Source organism: Leucobacter fengyongliangi (genome assembly GCF_050971685.1).
Classification (GTDB): domain Bacteria; phylum Actinomycetota; class Actinomycetes; order Actinomycetales; family Microbacteriaceae; genus Leucobacter.
In genome coordinates this window covers 131,533-148,064 of sequence record NZ_JBPCEU010000002.1, presented here as the reverse complement: position 1 = coordinate 148,064, position 16,532 = coordinate 131,533, and the positions used below count along the sequence as shown (strand labels likewise).

Below are 16,532 nucleotides of genomic sequence, written 5' to 3'. Positions count from 1 at the left end.
GTGTGCGCAGGGTTGAGACGCGCTGAACCCTGCGCGAGCGTCCACCCCGACGGACTGCGCCCGGTGCCATGCGGCCCTCGACATTGTGTGGCGCGGGATCGAGGCGAGCGGCGGGAGTTCACAGGCGGGGCAAACCTAGAATGGCTGTGTGAGCGACAAACTCTTGCACCTGGTGCGCCACGGCGAGGTACACAACCCCGATGGCGTGCTCTACGGTCGCATGCCAGGGTTTGGGTTGTCAGAACTCGGCGCGCGCATGGCCGAGTCCGCGGCGCTCGAATTGGCCGCGGCTGACCGGAAAATCGGTCGGCTGATCGCTTCGCCGCTGATGCGCGCGCAGCAGTCGGCAGACCCGATCGCGCAGACCTTCGGTCTCGAGACCGCGACCGACGAACGCATCATTGAACCAACCAATGCCTTCGAGGGCCAGGTCAACCGCGGTGGGGCAGCCTTCAAGAACCCGCGCTACTGGTACCGCTTCTGGAACCCGTTGCGCCCCAGCTGGGGTGAGCCCTATCGCAGCATCGCGACCCGCGTGCGCGAGGCCATGAATGAGGCGTGGGAGTCGACCCGCGAGGGCGACATCGTGATGGTGAGCCATCAGGCTGTGATTTGGGCCGCGCATCTTGACGTTGCCGGCAAATCGCTCGCGCACAATCCTGCGCACCGGCGCTGTGCGCTCTCGAGCATCACGAGCTTCGAGCAGCGGGGCGGCCGGTGGTTCGAGGTCGACTATCGCACTCCCGCGGCCGACTTGCTGGGCGACGCGATCGATATCGGGGCGGTGTAGCGATGAATATGTTTGATGGTGCATATGGTGGATCGCGGCGTGGCGGGGGAATTGGCCGCACCCGCGCCCTGGCGACTTTGCTCGCGCTGCCCCTGGCTGCCGCGCTGGGGCTTGGGCTCGCGGGATGCTCGACGGGTGAGGCCGACACGCTTGCGCAGCAGTGGGAAGATTCGGGCGAGAAGGGCTTCGTCTCGGGCGACGGTTCGTCGCTGAGTATCGCCCCCGCCGAGCGCACTGAGCCGGTGGAATTCTCGGGCATCACCGAGTATGGTGACGAGCTGGGGTCGGCCGACACACTGGGCTCGGTCACCGTGGTGAATTTCTGGTACGCCGGATGCGCTCCCTGCCGCGCCGAAGCGCCCGACCTGGTTGCCGCGTACGACGAGTTCGCGCCGCAGGGTGTGCAGTTTGTTGGGGTGAATACGCGCGATCAGAGTGCGCAAGCAACTCAGTTCGCCAAGGAGTTCGGAGTCCAATACGCCTCGATCATGGATTCTGCCGGGGGCCGAGCGGTGCAGCGGGCGTTCGCTGGTCAGGTGCCGCTCAACGCGGTGCCGACCACGCTGGTGCTCGACACCGAAGGGCGCGTCGCCCATCGGGTGCTGGGGCAACTCGCCGGGGAATCGCAGCTGCGCACCCTGATCAACGAAACCCTCGCTGAGGGCTAGCCAGATCCACTTAGCGGCGTATGCCGATCGGTACATGTTTCGATTCTGAAGGAGCTAGCGCGTGGATGTGACTGATCTCGTGGCGGACGGGCAACTGCTCGTCGCCTCCGTGATCGCACTCGCTGCCGGTCTCGTCTCGTTCGTCTCCCCGTGTGTGTTGCCGCTCGTGCCGGGGTATCTCGCCTACGTCAGCGCCTCTGCCAGCTCCGCAGGCAGGACCTCGGGAAACGGAACGCTCCTCACCGATGCCCGACGCACTCGCCGGCGCATGGTGTTCGGCGCACTGCTGTTCGTGGCCGGATTCACCGCGGTGTTCGTCGCGATCCTCTCACTCGCGGGGAGCGTCGGCTCGTGGCTGATTCAGTGGGAAGACCCAATCACGCGCATCATGGGGGCTCTCATCATCGTCATGGGCCTCGTATTCATCGGCGCGTTCGGTCGAATGCAACGCACGACCCGGTTGAAACTCAAGCCACGCCTGGGCCTCGTGGGCGCACCGCTGCTGGGTGCCGTATTCGCGATCGGCTGGACCCCGTGTATCGGCCCGACGCTGTCGGTCATCGGCTCACTCGCACTGCAGGGTGGTACGGCTGGGCGCGGTGCCTGGCTCGCCCTGATGTATAGCATTGGGCTCGGTGCGCCATTCGTGCTCGCCGCCTTTGGGTTCGGGTGGATGACCACCGCGACCAACTTCTTCAAGCGTCATATTCGCACGGTAAACCTCATCGGCGGCGTGCTGCTGATTATCATCGGGGTACTTATGCTCAGCGGGGTATGGATCCAAATCATGTATGCACTCCAGGCGGTGATGTCGAGCTTTGTCCCGGCCCTCTGATTACGAAGACGGACGTGGCGGACGCGGTTCCGCCACCGTCGAATCCCCCGAACTCGGCCTACGCGGCTGGGGTCGCTGGTTTTGGCGACAGCTCACCAGCATGCGTGTCGCGCTCATTTTGCTCCTGCTCCTCGCGGTCGCGACGATCCCGGGTTCCCTGGTGCCGCAGCGCGGCGCCGACCCGAATGGCGTGCTGCAGTACGAAGCGGATCACCCCACGCTGTTCCCCATTCTTGATGCGTTTCCGATCCAGGCGTTCGACGTGTACTCGTCGGTCTGGTTCTCGTCGATCTACCTCTTGCTCTTCATTTCGCTCATCGGCTGCGTTCTGCCGCGCATCATCCACCATTGGAAAGCGCTCCGCAGCGCTCCACCGCGCACACCCGCGAGGCTCCAGCGCATGGCCGGATTCGCCGAGCAGCGGCTCTCAAATCCGAACGCGACTGATGCCGAGCGTGAAGAGTTCGCTGAGCGCGCGATCGCCGAGGCACAGGCGATCCTGCGCCAGCAGCGGTACCGCACCGAGGTGCAGCGATCCACGAGCAGAAGCGGGCAGCACGAGATCTCGGTGTCGGCCGAGCGTGGGTATCTGCGCGAGACCGGAAACCTGGTGTTTCACCTCGCGCTCGTCGGGGTGCTCGTGAGCGTGGCCATCGGAGGTGCCTTCACATTCAATGGGCAGAAAGTGCTGGTCGAGGGCGAGACGATGGTCAATCAACTCATCGACTACGATTCGGCGACTTCGGGCACCTCGTTCAGGGACGCGAGCCTGGAGCCATTTGGTATGCGGCTTGACTCGCTTGAGGTCGACTACGTTACTCCGGAAGACGGGAATCTCGACGCGATCGGCCTGGTGCGCGAGTACCGCGCAAACGTCACCCTGATCAACCCGGACGCCAGCGAAGTGATCGACGTGATCCGCGTGAATCACCCGCTTCGCGTGCACGGTTCGCCGATTTATCTCATCGCAAACGGGTATGCGCCCACCCTCACGATTCGCGACGCGGGCGGCGAGATCGTCTACAGCGAGTCGATGCCGTTCATCCCCCAGGATCAGAACCTCACCTCGCTCGGTGTCGTGAAGGTGCCGTATGGGCTTGAGTTCGAGGGGGAGCCAACGCAGCTCGGGCTGCGCGGATTCTTCTATCCCTCGAAGATCGATCTCGAGTCGGGTGCCTACAGCTCCAGCTACCCCGATCTGACGAACCCGGTGCTGACGCTCGACGCGTTCGTGGGTGACCTGGGTATCGACGCGGGCCTGCCGCAGTCGGTCTACGCCCTCGACACCGCGAACATGCAGCAGCTCACCGGGCGTGCGATCGAGGTCGACTCGCTTGAGCTCACACTGGGTGACACCGTGGATCTGCCCGGCGGCATGGGAACCATTTCCTTCGAGGCCGCACCGCGGTATGCCTCGTTCGACGTCATGCAGAACCCCGCCCAGGAGTGGGTGCTGATATTCGCCCTGCTCGCCCTCGCGGGACTCGGCGCATCGCTCTTCGTGCCGCGCCGCCGCATGTGGGTGAAGGCGCTTCCCGTGGCAGACGGTGTGGTGCTGCAGTACGCGGCGCTCGCGCGTGGCGACGACCCGGCGCTCGAGCGGGCGACGGAGCAGCTGCGCGACAACCACCGCGCCCGGCTGTAGCTCGCGCTGCTACTTCGCGTCGGAGGCCGATTGCGCCTTCTGCGAGAAGTAGACCGGGATCAGCGACAGCAAGATGATGATCGTCGCGACCACGTTCACCTGGTTAGCCTCGTTCGGGCGCGCCATCTGGTTCATGAACCAGAGCGGCAGCGTCTCCACCCCGGGAGGGGCGGTGAAGATGGTCACCACAACCTCATCGAACGACAGCGCAAAGGCCAGCAGGCCACCCGCGATGAACGCGCTCCGAAACTGGGGGAAGGTCACGAGGCGGAACGTCTGACCGAGGCCAGCACCGAGATCCATCGAGGCCTCTTCAAGATTGGGGTTCATGCGACGCAGCCGGGCGATCACGTTATTGAACACCATGACCACGCAGAAGGTGGCGTGCGCGATGATCATGCCCGCGTAGCCCACCTTGATGCCGATCGGGTCAAGCACCTGGTAGAACGTGTTCGACAGCGCGACACCGGTGACGATACCGGGCAGGGTGATCGGCAGGATGATGAGCAGGTTGACCACGTCGCGGCCAAAGAACTTGAACCGCTGCAGGGCGAACGCGGAAAGCGTGCCGAGCACCAGCGCGATCGCGGTGGCGCCGAGCGCTACCACCACCGAGTTGAAGACGGCGGCGTGCACGGCGGGGTTCGTGAGCGCCTTCTCCCACCACACGAGCGAGAAACCCGAGATGGGCCACCCGGCGATGCGGCTGGGGTTGAAGGAGTTCATGACGATCACGAGCAGCGGCACGTACGTGCTGATGATCACGAGCGCAGCGATGACGGTGAGGGTGATCTTGGCGCCTCGGCCGAGTCTCAACATTGCGATTCCCCTTCGGGCCTAGATGTTCTCGAGCGCGCCGGTGCGGCGAACGGCGAGCAAGTAGATGAGCACGAGCACGATCGGCACGACCGAAAAGGCGGCGGCGACCGGTGGGTTCAGGTTGATGTTCGAGGCGATGATGGTGCCGATCATCTGGGTGGATCCACCAACGAACTTCGCCGCGATGTAATCACCGAGGCTGAGGGAGAAGGTGAAGATCGACCCGGCGATCAGCGCAGGCTTCATGAGCGGCAGCATGACCGACACGATCGTGCGCATGCCGCGTGCCCCGAGGTCGGCCGAAGCATCGAACAGGTTCGCAGGTATCTGCGAGACAGCCACGTATACCGGAATCGCCATGTAGGGAAACCAGAGGTAGACGAGCGCGATGATGGTGACGGTGATGCCGTAGCCGGGGCTCTGGATTCCGAGTGGGCCAAAGAGCCAGTTGAAGAATCCGCCCTCGCTGAACACGATGCGTACCGAGAGGATCTTGACGAGGTACCCGGCCCAGAGTGGCAGGGTGACGGCGACGGCGAGTAGCGCGCGCATCCAGGGGCTCGCGAGCTTCGCCATAAAGATGGCGAGCGGCACGGCGAAGACGGCGCAGATCACGGTCACGGCGGCGGCGATGCCGAGCGTGCGGATCGACGCAGAGACGTAGGCGGGAACAGTGAAGAGATTCACGAAGTTATCGAGGGTGAACCCGGGCTTCACCTTTGAGGTGAACGGATCGGTGACCCAGAACGCGGTGACGAGGAGAAACGCGAGCGAGAGAATGTACACGCCGACGAGCCACACCATGGGCAGCGTCAGCAGCGCGGCCAGGCGCCCCTTCGGGTGGCGTTGCAGCGCCGACGAAAGCGGCTTTGGCTTCGTCGAGAGCGAGAACTGGGTAGTCACGTCGATCCTCATCTGGTGAGCGGAAAACTCGGGTGTGGCGGGCCAGGTGCGCCTGGCGGGTCGTGCAGCCCCGGTACGTTGATGCCGTAGGGGCGGGGGAGTGTGGGGACTGGCCGATCCACCATCAGATCAGCGGATCGGCCAGCCCACTCACGGGGTTAACCCTTGACGGTTGCCCAGGCGTCCGTCCACTGCTGGAAATTTGTGCAGGTGACGTCGGTGCGGCCGTCGATGCACTGCTCGATGGGGGTGGTCCAGAACCAGACCTTCGAGAAGTACTCTTCGTCCTCGGCGTTGAACAGCTCACAGTGAGCTGCTGCCTCGTCGCTGGTGTCGCAGAACGCGGCGTTGGCCGGAGCCATACCGAAGTTCATCGCAATCTTGCCGTTGACCTCGGCGCTGGAGGTGTAATCCATCCAGGCGTAGCCACAGTTGGGGTTGTTGGCATCGGCGGCAAGCATCCACGCGTCAGACCAGCCGGTCGAGCCCTCCTCGGGCAGGGTGCCCTGCAGGTTCGGGTTCTCGGACAGCTTGCGCAGGACCTCCCACGAGGTGCCAACGGTCACGTCGCCCCCGTTGAACGCGGTGATCTGCTTCACCGGGTCGGCCCAGTAGTCGCCGATGATCTCGTTCTGCTGCTTCAGCAGGTCGACTGCGGCGGCAAGCTGCTCCTCGTCGAGGGCGTAGGGGTTCTCGATGCCCAGATCGGGCTGCGTGGCCATCAGGTAGACGGCGGCATCGGCGATGTAGATCGGCGCGTCGTATGCGATGATGCTGCCGGCGGCGGGGGAGTCAGCTTCCCACGCGATGTCCCAGCTGGTGGGTGCCTCGGTGATGACCTGATCGTTCCACTGCAGGATGTTCGCGCCGCGGCCGATGGGTACGCCGTAGGGCACGCCGTTCAGCGTGTCGTAGATCTGACCCTGCATGCCCTCGACAATGTCGTCGCCGAAGTTGGGGATGAGATCCTGGTTGAGGGGCTGCACGTCGCCGCCGACGATGAGGCGGAGGCTTGCGTCGCCGGATGCCGAGACGAGGTCGTAGTTGCCGGTGCGCATGAGCTGCACCATCTCATCGCTCGTGCCGGCAACCTTGCGGTTTACCTTGCAGCCGGTTTCCTCGGTGAAGGTATCGGCCCACTCGGGCTCAACGAAGCCCGACCACGCGACGATGTTGACCTCGTTCTCGAACTCGCCGAGCTCCTCCATCATGGGGATCTCGGGCACGTCGATCTGCAGACCACCACTCTCGGATGCGGTGTCGGCGGTTGCGCAGCCCGTCAGGGCGAGCGCCAGTGCGGCCGCTGCGGCGGCGGGCACTGCCAGCTTGTTCTTCATCGGTACTCCTTTGTGTTGATGCGCCCATTCGGGCCCGGGGTGTGTGGTTTGTAAGTCTGGGTGTCTGTTTGTTTTCAGGTGCGGGGTGGATCGCGTCGCGCGATGCACGCCGCGCTAGGCGGGAACGCTGACGGGGCCGGGCACCGCGGTCGCGTGATCGCGTCGGAACCGCACGCTCACCGTGTCGCCACGGTTCACGCCGGGTTCGGTGCGGGGTGTGTGGGAGTTCTGCTTTTCAGCGATGATGCGAATGCCGTCGACGGTATCGACGAGGTAACGCGTATGCGCCCCGGCGTATACGGTCTCGGCCACGGTGCCGGCGAGCGCCACGGTGTCGGCATCGGTGGGGGAGGTCGGATCCGCCAATTGCACGCGCTCGGGACGCAGGCTGTGCACCGCTCCGCTGCCGAGCACCCGCTGCGACAGCTCGGCCGGCAGGATGTTGGTGACACCGAGGAAGCGGGCGACGAACTCGGTCTGCGGGAACTCGTAGACCTCCCGCGGCGAGCCGACCTGCTCGATCTTGCCGTTGTTGAAGACGGCGACCCGGTCGGAGAGCGTGAGCGCCTCCTCCTGATCGTGCGTCACGAAAATGAAGGTAATGCCGACTTCGCGCTGGATCTGCTTGAGTTCGATCTGCATCTGCTCGCGCAACTGCTTGTCGAGGGCGCCGAGCGGCTCGTCGAGCAGCAGCACCTTGGGCCGCAGGATGAGGGCACGGGCGAGCGCGATGCGCTGACGCTGGCCGCCCGACAGCTGCGTCGGCTTGCGGTCGGCAACGTGACCGAGCTGCACCTGCTCGAGCGCTTCCGAGACGAGTTTTACGCGGGTGGCCTTGTCGACCTTGCGCACGGTGAGTCCGTAGGCGACGTTCTCGGCGATGGTCAGGTGCGGGAAGAGTGCGTAGTCCTGGAAGACCGTGTTGACCTCGCGGTCGAAGGGCGCCGTGCGGGTCACATCCTGCCCGTGCAGCAGGATCTTGCCCGCGGTCGGCTCTTCGAACCCCGCGATCATGCGGAGCACCGTGGTCTTTCCCGAGCCTGAGGGGCCGAGCATTGAGAAGAATTCGCCACCGCGAATGTCGATGTCGAGATCTTTCACCGCGGTGAGATCGCCGAATTGCTTCGCGATTCCCTGCAGTGAGACTGCGGCTTCGGTGGGGGCGTCGTGCGCCGTGCTGGGCTGAGCCATGATGTCGTGTTTCTCCTCAACAACGATGTCGAACGTTCAGAAGGCTAACATACGGTTTTAGATGTATAGTCATCGAAGCGGTGGATCACGCATCACGATTCGGTCACATCGCCCGGGGTTTGCCCGGGTCGTGGGGTCGGGGCAGTACAGCCTGAAAGGCTGTCCGATCCACTTGCTGCGGGTGAGAACCCTGAGCGCAGACTCAGTGTTGCCGCGCCCGCACCGTGCCACACTCGACGACGAGGAAAGAAGGGAGGGCGACCTGTGTCGATCACAGCTCAGCGCTCCCCACATTCCGCCTCCAGCCGTCTGCGCAACGCCGCCTTCGCCCCAATCGGCGACGAGGGTCGGGCCGAACTCGTCGAGACGCGCCTCGTGCAGGCGATCTCTTCGGGAGCCTTCGTCGAAGGCGATCGGCTGCCGAGCGAAAACGAACTGTCGCAGTTGTTTGGGGTCGCGGTCGTGACCGTGCGCGAAGCGCTGGGCACGCTCCGTCACCGCGGGTTGATCGAAACACGTCGGGGCCGCAATGGCGGCAGTTTCGTGCGCTCCAGCCTCGGTGCGGTTGTTGAGGTGAACGCGCGCATGCTCATTGAGATGCCGCGGGTCGATCTCGCTGACCTGGGGGTGCTGTACGAGGTGATCACCGCGGCCTGCGCAGAGTACGCCTGTCTTCGCGCGACACCCGACGAGCTGGATGCCGTGCACCATGTGCTTGCCGCGGCACGTGAACTCCCCGCCGACGCGTGGCGGCGGCGCATCACCGACGTGCAGCTCGAACTTGCTGCGCTGAGTCAGTCGGTTCGCTTGACTTCAGAACACGTGCGCGTGCAGGCGGAGTTCACGCCGTTGCTCGCGCTGCAAGACCTCGACCTCGAGCAACGCCACTTCACCCATGATTCGCTCATTGCGCAGATTGAGGCGATTCGCACCGGCGATGTTGCGCAGGTGCGCGCGGTGGTGCGCCGCAGCATCCGCGGTTCGGTTCGGTGGCTCGGCGCATTTCGCGCCGAACTCATCTCGCAGCCGGCGGGTACCTCCCTTCGTGACACACTTGAGGCATACCGCGCGCGCGCCGAAGCCGCGGGGAGTGCAGGGGAGGCCGCGTGAACGAGCGCACGACGCAGACTACTGATCCAGTCGTCACCGTCATGTCAACGGTCGATCAGTTCTTCGACGGGGTCTTCGCGCCACTTGAGGCATGGCTGCCCACATTAACCGAGCAGCTAGCGGATCGCCTGGCACAGGGCGGTATCACCGGGGCGCAGCTCGCGACCCTCACCGAGGCCGACGCGCGCCGGGTGCTCGCGACCTCGGATCGCCCCATATACGGTGCAGGCTACTGCGCGACCGAGTCGATCGTCACCGAGGGGAATCCACTGGCCTGGTGGCAGGGCGCCGACCGAAGCTTGCTCGCTTCCTCGACATTCGGCCCGGGCCAGGCTGCCATCGACTTGCACCGGCTCGAGTGGTACCGCGTGCCGGCCGAAACCCTCGAGCGGCACGTTGCCGGCCCGTTCGTTGACTACCTGTGCTCAAACGAAATCACGGTGACGGTGGCTCTGCCGGTGATGCTCGACGGTGAGTTCGCAGGAGTGGTGTGTGCCGACGTGCTGATTGCCTCGCTCGAGAAATTGCTCTTGCCGGCGGTTGAGGGGCTCGGCGACGCCGCGCTGGTGAATACGAGCGGCCGGGTCGTGGTGTCGGCGGATGTCGCCTACGAGACCGGGGATCGCTACGCCGGGGTCGGCTTCGAGTCCGATCTCGATGCGCTCGGGGACGAGGTGCGAGTGGTGCGATCCACTCGTTACCCCTTCGCGTTGCTCGTGCCTGTGCGGTAGCGCGGGAATTCATCAGACGGAAGGGATAAACTGCCGCTCGTGCTGGAAACGCTGGAACACTACTCCACCCTCTCTCTGTATTCGGCCATGGCCGTGTACGCCATCGCGTTCGTGTTTTTCGCGGTGGATCTTGCCAACCGCAGTGGGGGTGTTGCCCCGGCGCAGGCTGCCGCCCCGGCGGCCACCACGGGTGCGGCCTCCGGATCCACCCTCACAATCACTCGCGCGCAGGCCCCGGCGGCGGCGCAGACATCGCGGGCACCCCGCTCGCGCTCGCTGCGCATTGGCTTCGCCCTCACCGTGGTCGCCTTCGTGTTTCACGCCGCGGCGACCGTTCTGCGCGGTATCGCCGCTGAGCGTGTGCCGTTCGCGAACATGTACGAGTTCTCTCTCACCGCTACGCTCTCGATTGTCGCGGTCTATCTGCTGATGCAGTTCTTTGTGGATCTGCGCTTCCTCGGTGTGCTCATCACCGGCCTCGCACTGCTCTTTCTCGGCGTGACGAAGGTCAACTACTACGTCGACATCGTGCCGCTGCCACCGGCCCTCGATACGTATTGGCTCGTGCTGCACATCATGGTGGCCGTGCTTGCCGTGGGCTTCCTAACGATTTCGTTCGGGCTCTCGGTGGTGCAGTTGCTGCAGACGAACCGCGAAAACAAGGTCAAGGCGGGCAACACCTCGAGCATGCGCTTTATGTCAACCCTGCCCGATGCGCTGCGGCTCGAAGACTCTGCCTACCGAATGGCCATCATCGGCTTCGTGTTTTGGAGCTTCACGCTGATCGCCGGATCCATCTGGGCCGAACGCGCCTGGAGTCGGTACTGGGGCTGGGACACGAAAGAGGTCTGGACCTTCGTGATCTGGGTGCTCTACGCGGGCTTCATTCACGCACGCGCCACCCGCGGCTGGCGCGGCACGCGCTCTGCGTGGTTGTCGATCGTGGCGTATTCGGCCGTGATTTTCAACTACACGATCGTGAACGTATTCTTCAAGGGCCTGCACGCCTACTCAGGCCTCTAGGCGCAGGTGATCAGTCGGCGCCGTTGAAGCGGTGCAGGAGCGCCCGCAAGTGGGCGAGATCGGACTCGTCCCAGCCGGCGAAGCGCTCCGCGTAGTCGCTGGCCATGCGACCACGTAAATCCTCGATGGCCGCCGCTCCAGCCTTGCTGAGCGTGAGCAACTGCATGCGCTTGTCTTCCGCCGTGGGCGCAACCTCCACGAGCCCGAGCTCACGCAGTTTGGTGACCTGGCGGCTGACGGTCGCTTTATCCATGTCGAGGTGCTGAGCTACCTCTGTGGCGGTGATCTGGCCGCATCGGGTGATGCGCTGCAGCACCATGAGCCCCACGCCCTTGAGGTCGGGATGCACGTTTCCGGCGTGTCCGGCCCACCGGCTCCGGGCGAAGGCAAACGCGGCCGCGAATTCGCCCGCGATATCACGGATCACCTCAGCGACAGGGGGATCGGGAACGCGCGAGGGTGCACTCGAGTCTCCCGCGGTTCCTGAGCTACCCGATTCCCTCAGGTCACTCGAGGTGCCGGTTGCCCCTTGCTCGCTCACGCGTCGAGCCTAGCCGCTCGCTCATTCTCCGCAACCTGCTCGGCAAGTCGCTGTGCGTTCGACTTTGTGCCGAGCGGGATGTTCGGCAGCAGGGCGATCGCGATGATCGCGATCAGGGCGATCGGAGTGGCGGCGAGAAAGAGGTTGCCGATCCCGTGTCCGTAGGCCGTTTCGACCACAAGCTTGATGGGCCCGGGAAGCTCAGCGAGCTTGGGAATTGCCCCGCCCGCCAGCACGTCTGAACCCACCAGTTGATCGGGCGAAAGCTTCGCAAGCTCCTCCCGAATGTAGGTGACCACCTGGCTGGCCAGGATTGCGCCGAGCACAGACATGCCAGCGGTGCCGCCGATGGTGCGGAAGAAGCTCACGCCCGAACTGGCGGCACCCATCTGGTGAGGATCCACCGTGTTCTGCACGATCAGCACCAGGTTTTGCATGCACAGACCGACGCCAGCACCCAGGATGAACATGGACACGCTGACGTACCAGAACGACGTGTCGTACCGCAGCTGGCCGAGCAGGAGGAGGCCGACGAACATCATGACGGCACCGGCCACCATGAAGGCCTTCCACTTGCCGAAGCGCGTGATGAGTTGCCCGGCAATCGTAGAGGTGAGGAGCAAGCCGGCCATCATGGGAATGGTGAGGAGGCCCGACTCGGTAGGAGTCTTGCCGCGCGCGAGCTGCATATACTGCCCGAGGAATACAGATGTTCCGAACATCGCGAGCCCCACTGAGAGGCTGGCAATAACCGACATAGTGAAGGTGCGATTCTTGAACAGGGTGAGCGGAATGAGTGGTTCTTCCACCTTGAGTTCGACGGCCACCGCAATGACCAACACGAGAAGCCCGCCGACAGACATCAGCATTGATGGCCAGGACAGCCAGTCGAAGGCCGATCCACCCAGGGTCACCCAAATGAGCAGGCTGGAGAATCCCGTCGAAATCAGCGCGGCGCCCCAGTAGTCGATCTTCACCCTCCGCTTGACCGTGTAGAGGTTGAGGGTGCGCTGCAGCATGATGATCGCGACGAGGGCGATCGGGGCGGCAACGTAGAAGTTCCAGCGCCAGCCGATGGTGTCGGTGATGAACCCGCCGAGCAGGGGGCCGCCGACCGTCGCGAGGGCCATCACTGCACCCATGATGCCGGCGTACTTGCCGCGTTCACGTGGACTGATGATCTCGGCGAGCACAATCTGACCGAGGGCCGGGATGCCGCCAGCACCGATGCCCTGCACCACGCGGAACGCGATGAGCCAGGCGGGGTCGGTCGCCATGCCCGCGAGCGCCGAGCCGAGGGTGAAGATGACGAGTGAGAGCTGAAGGAGGAGCTTCTTGCTCGTGAGATCTGCGAGCTTGCCCCAAATGGGCGTGCTGATCGCCGAGGCGAGCATGGCCGCGGTGACGACCCAGGTGAACGCTGCCTGATCGCCGCCAAGATCGGCGATGATCAGGGGCATCGAGGTGCCGATGACGGTCATCGACAGCATCGAGACGCCCATGCTCAAGAAGAGGCCGGTGAGGGCGAGGTTCTTGGCGCGGCCCTCGAGAGCCCACGGTCGTTGCTCGGGGGTGCTGGCACTGGTGGTTGTGGCTTTGGCTTTGGCTCTGGTGCGGGGCATCTGTGGGCGGGTCCTCAGTTGGCTGGCGGATCGGCGGCGCCACCCGAAATCTGACCTCCGGGGCGCGCGCTTTGGTTGATGAAAGTCAACTATATGCGATTGGTTGATGTAAATCAACTAGTTGCTCGCGGATCCCGCGGCGTGCGGCAGAATGGGAGACATGGCTCAACACGCAGGCAACGCAGGCATTTCCGGCACATCCGGCACATCCGATGCCCGCGACACGGGCGAGAACCCCGGCATCATTCGTATCGGCGTAATCGGCGGGGGGCAGCTGGCCCGCATGATGATGCCGCCCGCGATCCACCTGGGTCTGCGAATCAGCGTGCTCGCAGAAACGCCGAGGTCGAGCGCCGACCGGGCGGCCGACGTTGTGGGCGACTACCGCGACCCCGAGACCGTGTACGCCTTCGCGAACACCGTCGACGTGGTGACCTTTGATCACGAACACGTGCCGCAACCGATTCTGCGCGAACTCGAGGCACGAGGCGTGCAGGTGCACCCGCGTCCGGAGGCGCTGCAGTACGCGCAAGACAAGATCCTCATGCGGCAAAAGCTCGCCGAGCTCGGCGTGCCCGTGCCCGATTGGGCGGCGGTCGAGACCGAGGCCGACCTGCAGGAGTTCATCGACGCACACGGCGGCCGCGCCGTGGTGAAGACCGCGCGCGGAGGGTACGACGGCAAGGGTGTGCGGGTGGTGTCGCAGGCCGACGAGGTGCGCGACTGGTTCACGACGCTCGCCGAAGACGGGCACGTGGGCCACCTGCTGGTCGAGGAGCTCGTCGAATTCACCCGCGAACTCTCGCAGCTAGTGGCGCGCCGCCCGAGCGGCGAAATGCGCACCTGGCCCGTGGTCGAAACCGTGCAAGAGGGCGGCGTATGCGCCGAGGTGCTCGCGCCCGCCCCCGTCGAGAACCCCGCGACGCTCGCGGAGGCGGCAAGAATCGGCCAGGTGGTCGCCGAAGGCGTGGGTGTCACCGGAGTGCTCGCGGTCGAGATGTTCGAAACAGTGGATCACCGCGTGCTCGTCAACGAGCTCGCCATGCGCCCGCACAACTCGGGGCACTTTTCGATCGAGGGCTCGATCACGAGCCAGTTCGAGCAGCACTTGCGCGCGGTGGCCGACCTGCCGCTCGGCGACACCTCAATGACCGCGCCAGCCGTGGTGATGGTGAATGTGCTCGGCGGGCCGGCCGAGGGCCCGATGCCGGTGCGGTACGCCGAGGCGCTCGCGGCGCACCCCCGCGCGAAGTTTCACAGCTACGACAAGCAGCCCAGGCCGGGCCGCAAGGTCGGCCACGTCACCGTGACCGGTGACGACCTGGAAACGGTGCGCGCGCAGGCCCGTGCCGCCGCCGCCGCCTTCAGCTAGGAGAGAGCGATGAGGGCTCTGGTGCCTGGCCTCGGCGCCCTGGGGCGGGCTCACCGTAATTACAGGGCGCAACGGAGCCGGGTTCCCCAGGCAAGTAGCATGGGGGCATGACTGAAGCGACCCCCCTTGTTGGCGTGATCATGGGTTCCGACTCCGATTTTTCGGTGATGAGCGACGCAGTCGACGTGCTGCGCGAGTTTGGGATCCCGCACGAGGTCGAGGTCGTGAGCGCCCATCGCACGCCCGACAAGATGGTGGCATACGCGCGCGAGGCTGCGGCCCGCGGGCTGAAGACCATCATCGCGGGGGCGGGCGGCGCCGCGCACCTGCCCGGAATGGTCGCCTCGATGACCACGCTTCCGGTGATCGGTGTGCCGGTGCCGCTGGCAAAGCTCGACGGGCTCGACTCGCTGCTCTCGATCGTGCAGATGCCCGGCGGCATTCCGGTGGCGACGGTGTCGATCGGCGGCGCGAAGAACGCAGGCCTCCTAGCTGTCCGTATCCTCGGCTCAACCGACCCGGCGCTCGCCGGCCAGCTCGAGGCTTACCAGGTGGGTCTCGCCGAGATGGTCGAGCAGAAGAACGAGGCGCTGAAGGCCCGCATCGCGGGCACCCTCAGCTAGTGGATCGCCAGTCACGAGGGTCCCGGGGCGTTGCGAGCTGATCCACCCCCGGCGAGTGAAACGGGTGACCCGCGCGTTGACGAGCGCAGCCCGGTCTATCGCCGCGCACTGATCGCCCTCTTTTTCGCTGGTGTCGCGACCTTCGCGCAGATGTACTCACCGCAGGCATTGCTACCCGAGATCGCACGCGAATTCGAGGTATCGGCGGGTGCTGCATCGTGGGTGATCGGTGCGACGACCATTGGCGTCGCGGTCGGCGTGGTGCCCTGGGCGCGGATGTCGGACCGGGTCGGCCGTGCGGTCGCGATGCGTGTCGCAATCACGCTCGCCGTGGTGGTGGGCGCGTCAGTCGCGGCCGCGCCCGGCTTCGAGGTGCTCGTCGCTGTGCGGTTCGTTGAGGGGCTCGCGCTCGCCGGGCTGCCCGCGCTCGCGGTGATGACGCTCGCCGAGACCGTGCGGCCGCGCGCGCTCGCCGCCGCGATCGGCTCGTACGTCGCCGGCACCACGATCGGCGGGCTCTCGGGTCGCCTGCTGGCGGGCTCGGCGAGCGAGGTGTGGGGCTGGCGCGGCGGTGTGCTTGCGGTGGCCCTGCTCGCGCTCGTCTCTGCCGTCGTTTTCCTGCTCGTGCTCCCGGCGACACGAGTGCCGCCCGCGGCGCCGATCCCCCTGTGGCGAGGGCTCGGCGACAACCTGCGCAGGCCCGGGGTGCTCGCGCTCGTTGCCCAGGGGTTTCTCCTGATGGGGGCGATGGTCGCGGCCTACAACGCGGTGTCGTTTCGATTGCAGCAGGCCCCGTTCGATCTCTCGGTGGCTCAGGTCTCGTGGATCTACCTCGTCTATCTCGCCGGTGCCGTCGCGTCGGCGCAGGTGTGGCGACTCACGCGTCGTCTCGGCTCGACGGGTGCGCTCACCGTCTGTGTTGCGGCGCTCGTCGCGGGCGCGGCCGTCTCGCTCGTGCAGGCGGTGCCCGCGGTGGTGGCGGGCATGGCGCTCATCACCGCCGGGTTCTTCGGCGCACACGCGGTATCGAATGGCCTCCTCAACTCGCGCGGTGGATCGGGGCGCAGCCTCACCCCGTCCCTCTACAACTGGGGCCTATATGCGGGCTCGAGCGTGCTCGGCTGGGCGGGCGGTGCGGCATTCACCGCGATCGGGTGGCCCGGCACCGCGGGCCTCGTCATCGCGGCGGCCGGCCTCGCAGTCGCCATCGCTCGGGCCTACGAGTCGCGATCCACAAATTCAATGTGACGCGATCCACAAATGCAATGTGACGCGAAATGTGGTGCGCTGGCCACCCAGGCCACAATTTGCGTCACATTGCT

16 protein-coding genes are annotated in these 16,532 nt (G+C 65.3%); 10 read left to right on the top strand and 6 right to left on the bottom strand.

Going from position 1 to position 16,532, the window contains the following annotated elements; translation table 11 throughout:
* The first annotated feature begins 148 nt into the window (after positions 1-148).
* The 4 genes from ACR0R4_RS02560 (at position 149) to resB (ending at position 3,938) form a co-directional block, all read left to right on the top strand.
* Positions 149-790, top strand: a complete 642-nt coding sequence (locus ACR0R4_RS02560) for a histidine phosphatase family protein (RefSeq protein WP_433645774.1) — start codon at positions 149-151, stop codon at positions 788-790.
* 2 nt (positions 791-792) lie between these two features.
* Positions 793-1,458, top strand: coding sequence for a TlpA family protein disulfide reductase (locus ACR0R4_RS02555; protein WP_433645773.1), 666 nt, complete (start codon positions 793-795; stop codon positions 1,456-1,458).
* A gap of 61 nt (positions 1,459-1,519) precedes the next feature.
* Positions 1,520-2,293 (top strand): cytochrome c biogenesis CcdA family protein, encoded by a 774-nt coding sequence (locus ACR0R4_RS02550; protein ID WP_433645772.1) that lies wholly within the window; start codon positions 1,520-1,522, stop codon positions 2,291-2,293.
* Entirely contained in the window at positions 2,277-3,938 is a 1,662-nt protein-coding gene (resB, locus tag ACR0R4_RS02545; protein WP_433645771.1) for a cytochrome c biogenesis protein ResB, read from the top strand. The genes ACR0R4_RS02550 and resB overlap by 17 nt, the downstream gene beginning before the upstream one ends.
* A gap of 9 nt (positions 3,939-3,947) precedes the next feature.
* On the opposite strand, the gene ACR0R4_RS02540 is transcribed toward resB, so the two are convergent.
* The 4 genes from ACR0R4_RS02540 to ACR0R4_RS02525 all read right to left on the bottom strand — a co-directional run bounded on the left by ACR0R4_RS02540 (position 3,948) and on the right by ACR0R4_RS02525 (position 8,188).
* Entirely contained in the window at positions 3,948-4,757 is an 810-nt protein-coding gene (locus ACR0R4_RS02540) for an ABC transporter permease (RefSeq protein ID WP_433645770.1), read from the bottom strand.
* An 18-nt stretch (positions 4,758-4,775) separates the two neighbouring features.
* Positions 4,776-5,660, bottom strand: coding sequence for an ABC transporter permease (locus ACR0R4_RS02535; protein ID WP_433645769.1), 885 nt, complete (start codon positions 5,658-5,660; stop codon positions 4,776-4,778).
* Positions 5,661-5,818: 158 nt separating this feature from the next.
* Positions 5,819-6,997, bottom strand: a complete 1,179-nt coding sequence (locus tag ACR0R4_RS02530) for a type 2 periplasmic-binding domain-containing protein (protein WP_433645768.1) — start codon at positions 6,995-6,997, stop codon at positions 5,819-5,821.
* Between the two features lie 114 nt (positions 6,998-7,111).
* Positions 7,112-8,188: an ABC transporter ATP-binding protein gene (locus ACR0R4_RS02525; RefSeq protein WP_433645767.1), complete on the bottom strand. Its 1,077-nt coding sequence runs from the start codon at positions 8,186-8,188 to the stop codon at positions 7,112-7,114.
* A gap of 264 nt (positions 8,189-8,452) precedes the next feature.
* Between ACR0R4_RS02525 and ACR0R4_RS02520 the strand changes: the two genes are divergently transcribed.
* Genes ACR0R4_RS02520 through ccsB form a run of 3 tightly spaced genes read left to right on the top strand, consistent with a single transcriptional unit; the run spans position 8,453 to position 11,052 of the window.
* Entirely contained in the window at positions 8,453-9,298 is an 846-nt protein-coding gene (locus ACR0R4_RS02520; protein ID WP_433645766.1) for a FadR/GntR family transcriptional regulator, read from the top strand.
* Positions 9,295-10,029: a cache domain-containing protein gene (locus ACR0R4_RS02515; RefSeq protein WP_433645765.1), complete on the top strand. Its 735-nt coding sequence runs from the start codon at positions 9,295-9,297 to the stop codon at positions 10,027-10,029. Before ACR0R4_RS02520 ends, ACR0R4_RS02515 begins: the two co-directional genes overlap by 4 nt.
* A 39-nt stretch (positions 10,030-10,068) precedes the next feature.
* Positions 10,069-11,052, top strand: a complete 984-nt coding sequence (gene ccsB / locus ACR0R4_RS02510; RefSeq protein WP_433645764.1) for a c-type cytochrome biogenesis protein CcsB — start codon at positions 10,069-10,071, stop codon at positions 11,050-11,052.
* Positions 11,053-11,062: 10 nt separating this feature from the next.
* Here the strand turns inward: ccsB and ACR0R4_RS02505 are convergent, their stop codons facing one another.
* Both ACR0R4_RS02505 and ACR0R4_RS02500 read right to left on the bottom strand, forming a co-directional pair.
* Positions 11,063-11,593 carry a MarR family winged helix-turn-helix transcriptional regulator gene (locus tag ACR0R4_RS02505; RefSeq protein WP_433645763.1) on the bottom strand — a complete coding sequence of 177 codons (531 nt, stop codon included), beginning with the start codon at positions 11,591-11,593 and terminating at the stop codon, positions 11,063-11,065.
* Positions 11,590-13,215: an MDR family MFS transporter gene (locus ACR0R4_RS02500; RefSeq protein ID WP_433645762.1), complete on the bottom strand. Its 1,626-nt coding sequence runs from the start codon at positions 13,213-13,215 to the stop codon at positions 11,590-11,592. The genes ACR0R4_RS02505 and ACR0R4_RS02500 overlap by 4 nt, the downstream gene beginning before the upstream one ends.
* A 283-nt stretch (positions 13,216-13,498) precedes the next feature.
* On the opposite strand from ACR0R4_RS02500, the gene ACR0R4_RS02495 reads away from it, so the two are divergent.
* From ACR0R4_RS02495 to ACR0R4_RS02485, 3 genes are all read left to right on the top strand, one after another.
* The gene (locus tag ACR0R4_RS02495; RefSeq protein ID WP_433645838.1) at positions 13,499-14,587 is read left to right on the top strand and encodes a 5-(carboxyamino)imidazole ribonucleotide synthase; all 1,089 of its coding nucleotides are present in this window, start codon (positions 13,499-13,501) and stop codon (positions 14,585-14,587) included.
* A 107-nt stretch (positions 14,588-14,694) separates the two neighbouring features.
* The gene (gene purE, locus ACR0R4_RS02490; protein ID WP_433645761.1) at positions 14,695-15,210 is read left to right on the top strand and encodes a 5-(carboxyamino)imidazole ribonucleotide mutase; all 516 of its coding nucleotides are present in this window, start codon (positions 14,695-14,697) and stop codon (positions 15,208-15,210) included.
* Between the two features lie 30 nt (positions 15,211-15,240).
* Positions 15,241-16,458 carry an MFS transporter gene (locus ACR0R4_RS02485; protein ID WP_433645760.1) on the top strand — a complete coding sequence of 406 codons (1,218 nt, stop codon included), beginning with the start codon at positions 15,241-15,243 and terminating at the stop codon, positions 16,456-16,458.
* Positions 16,459-16,532 lie beyond the last annotated feature (74 nt).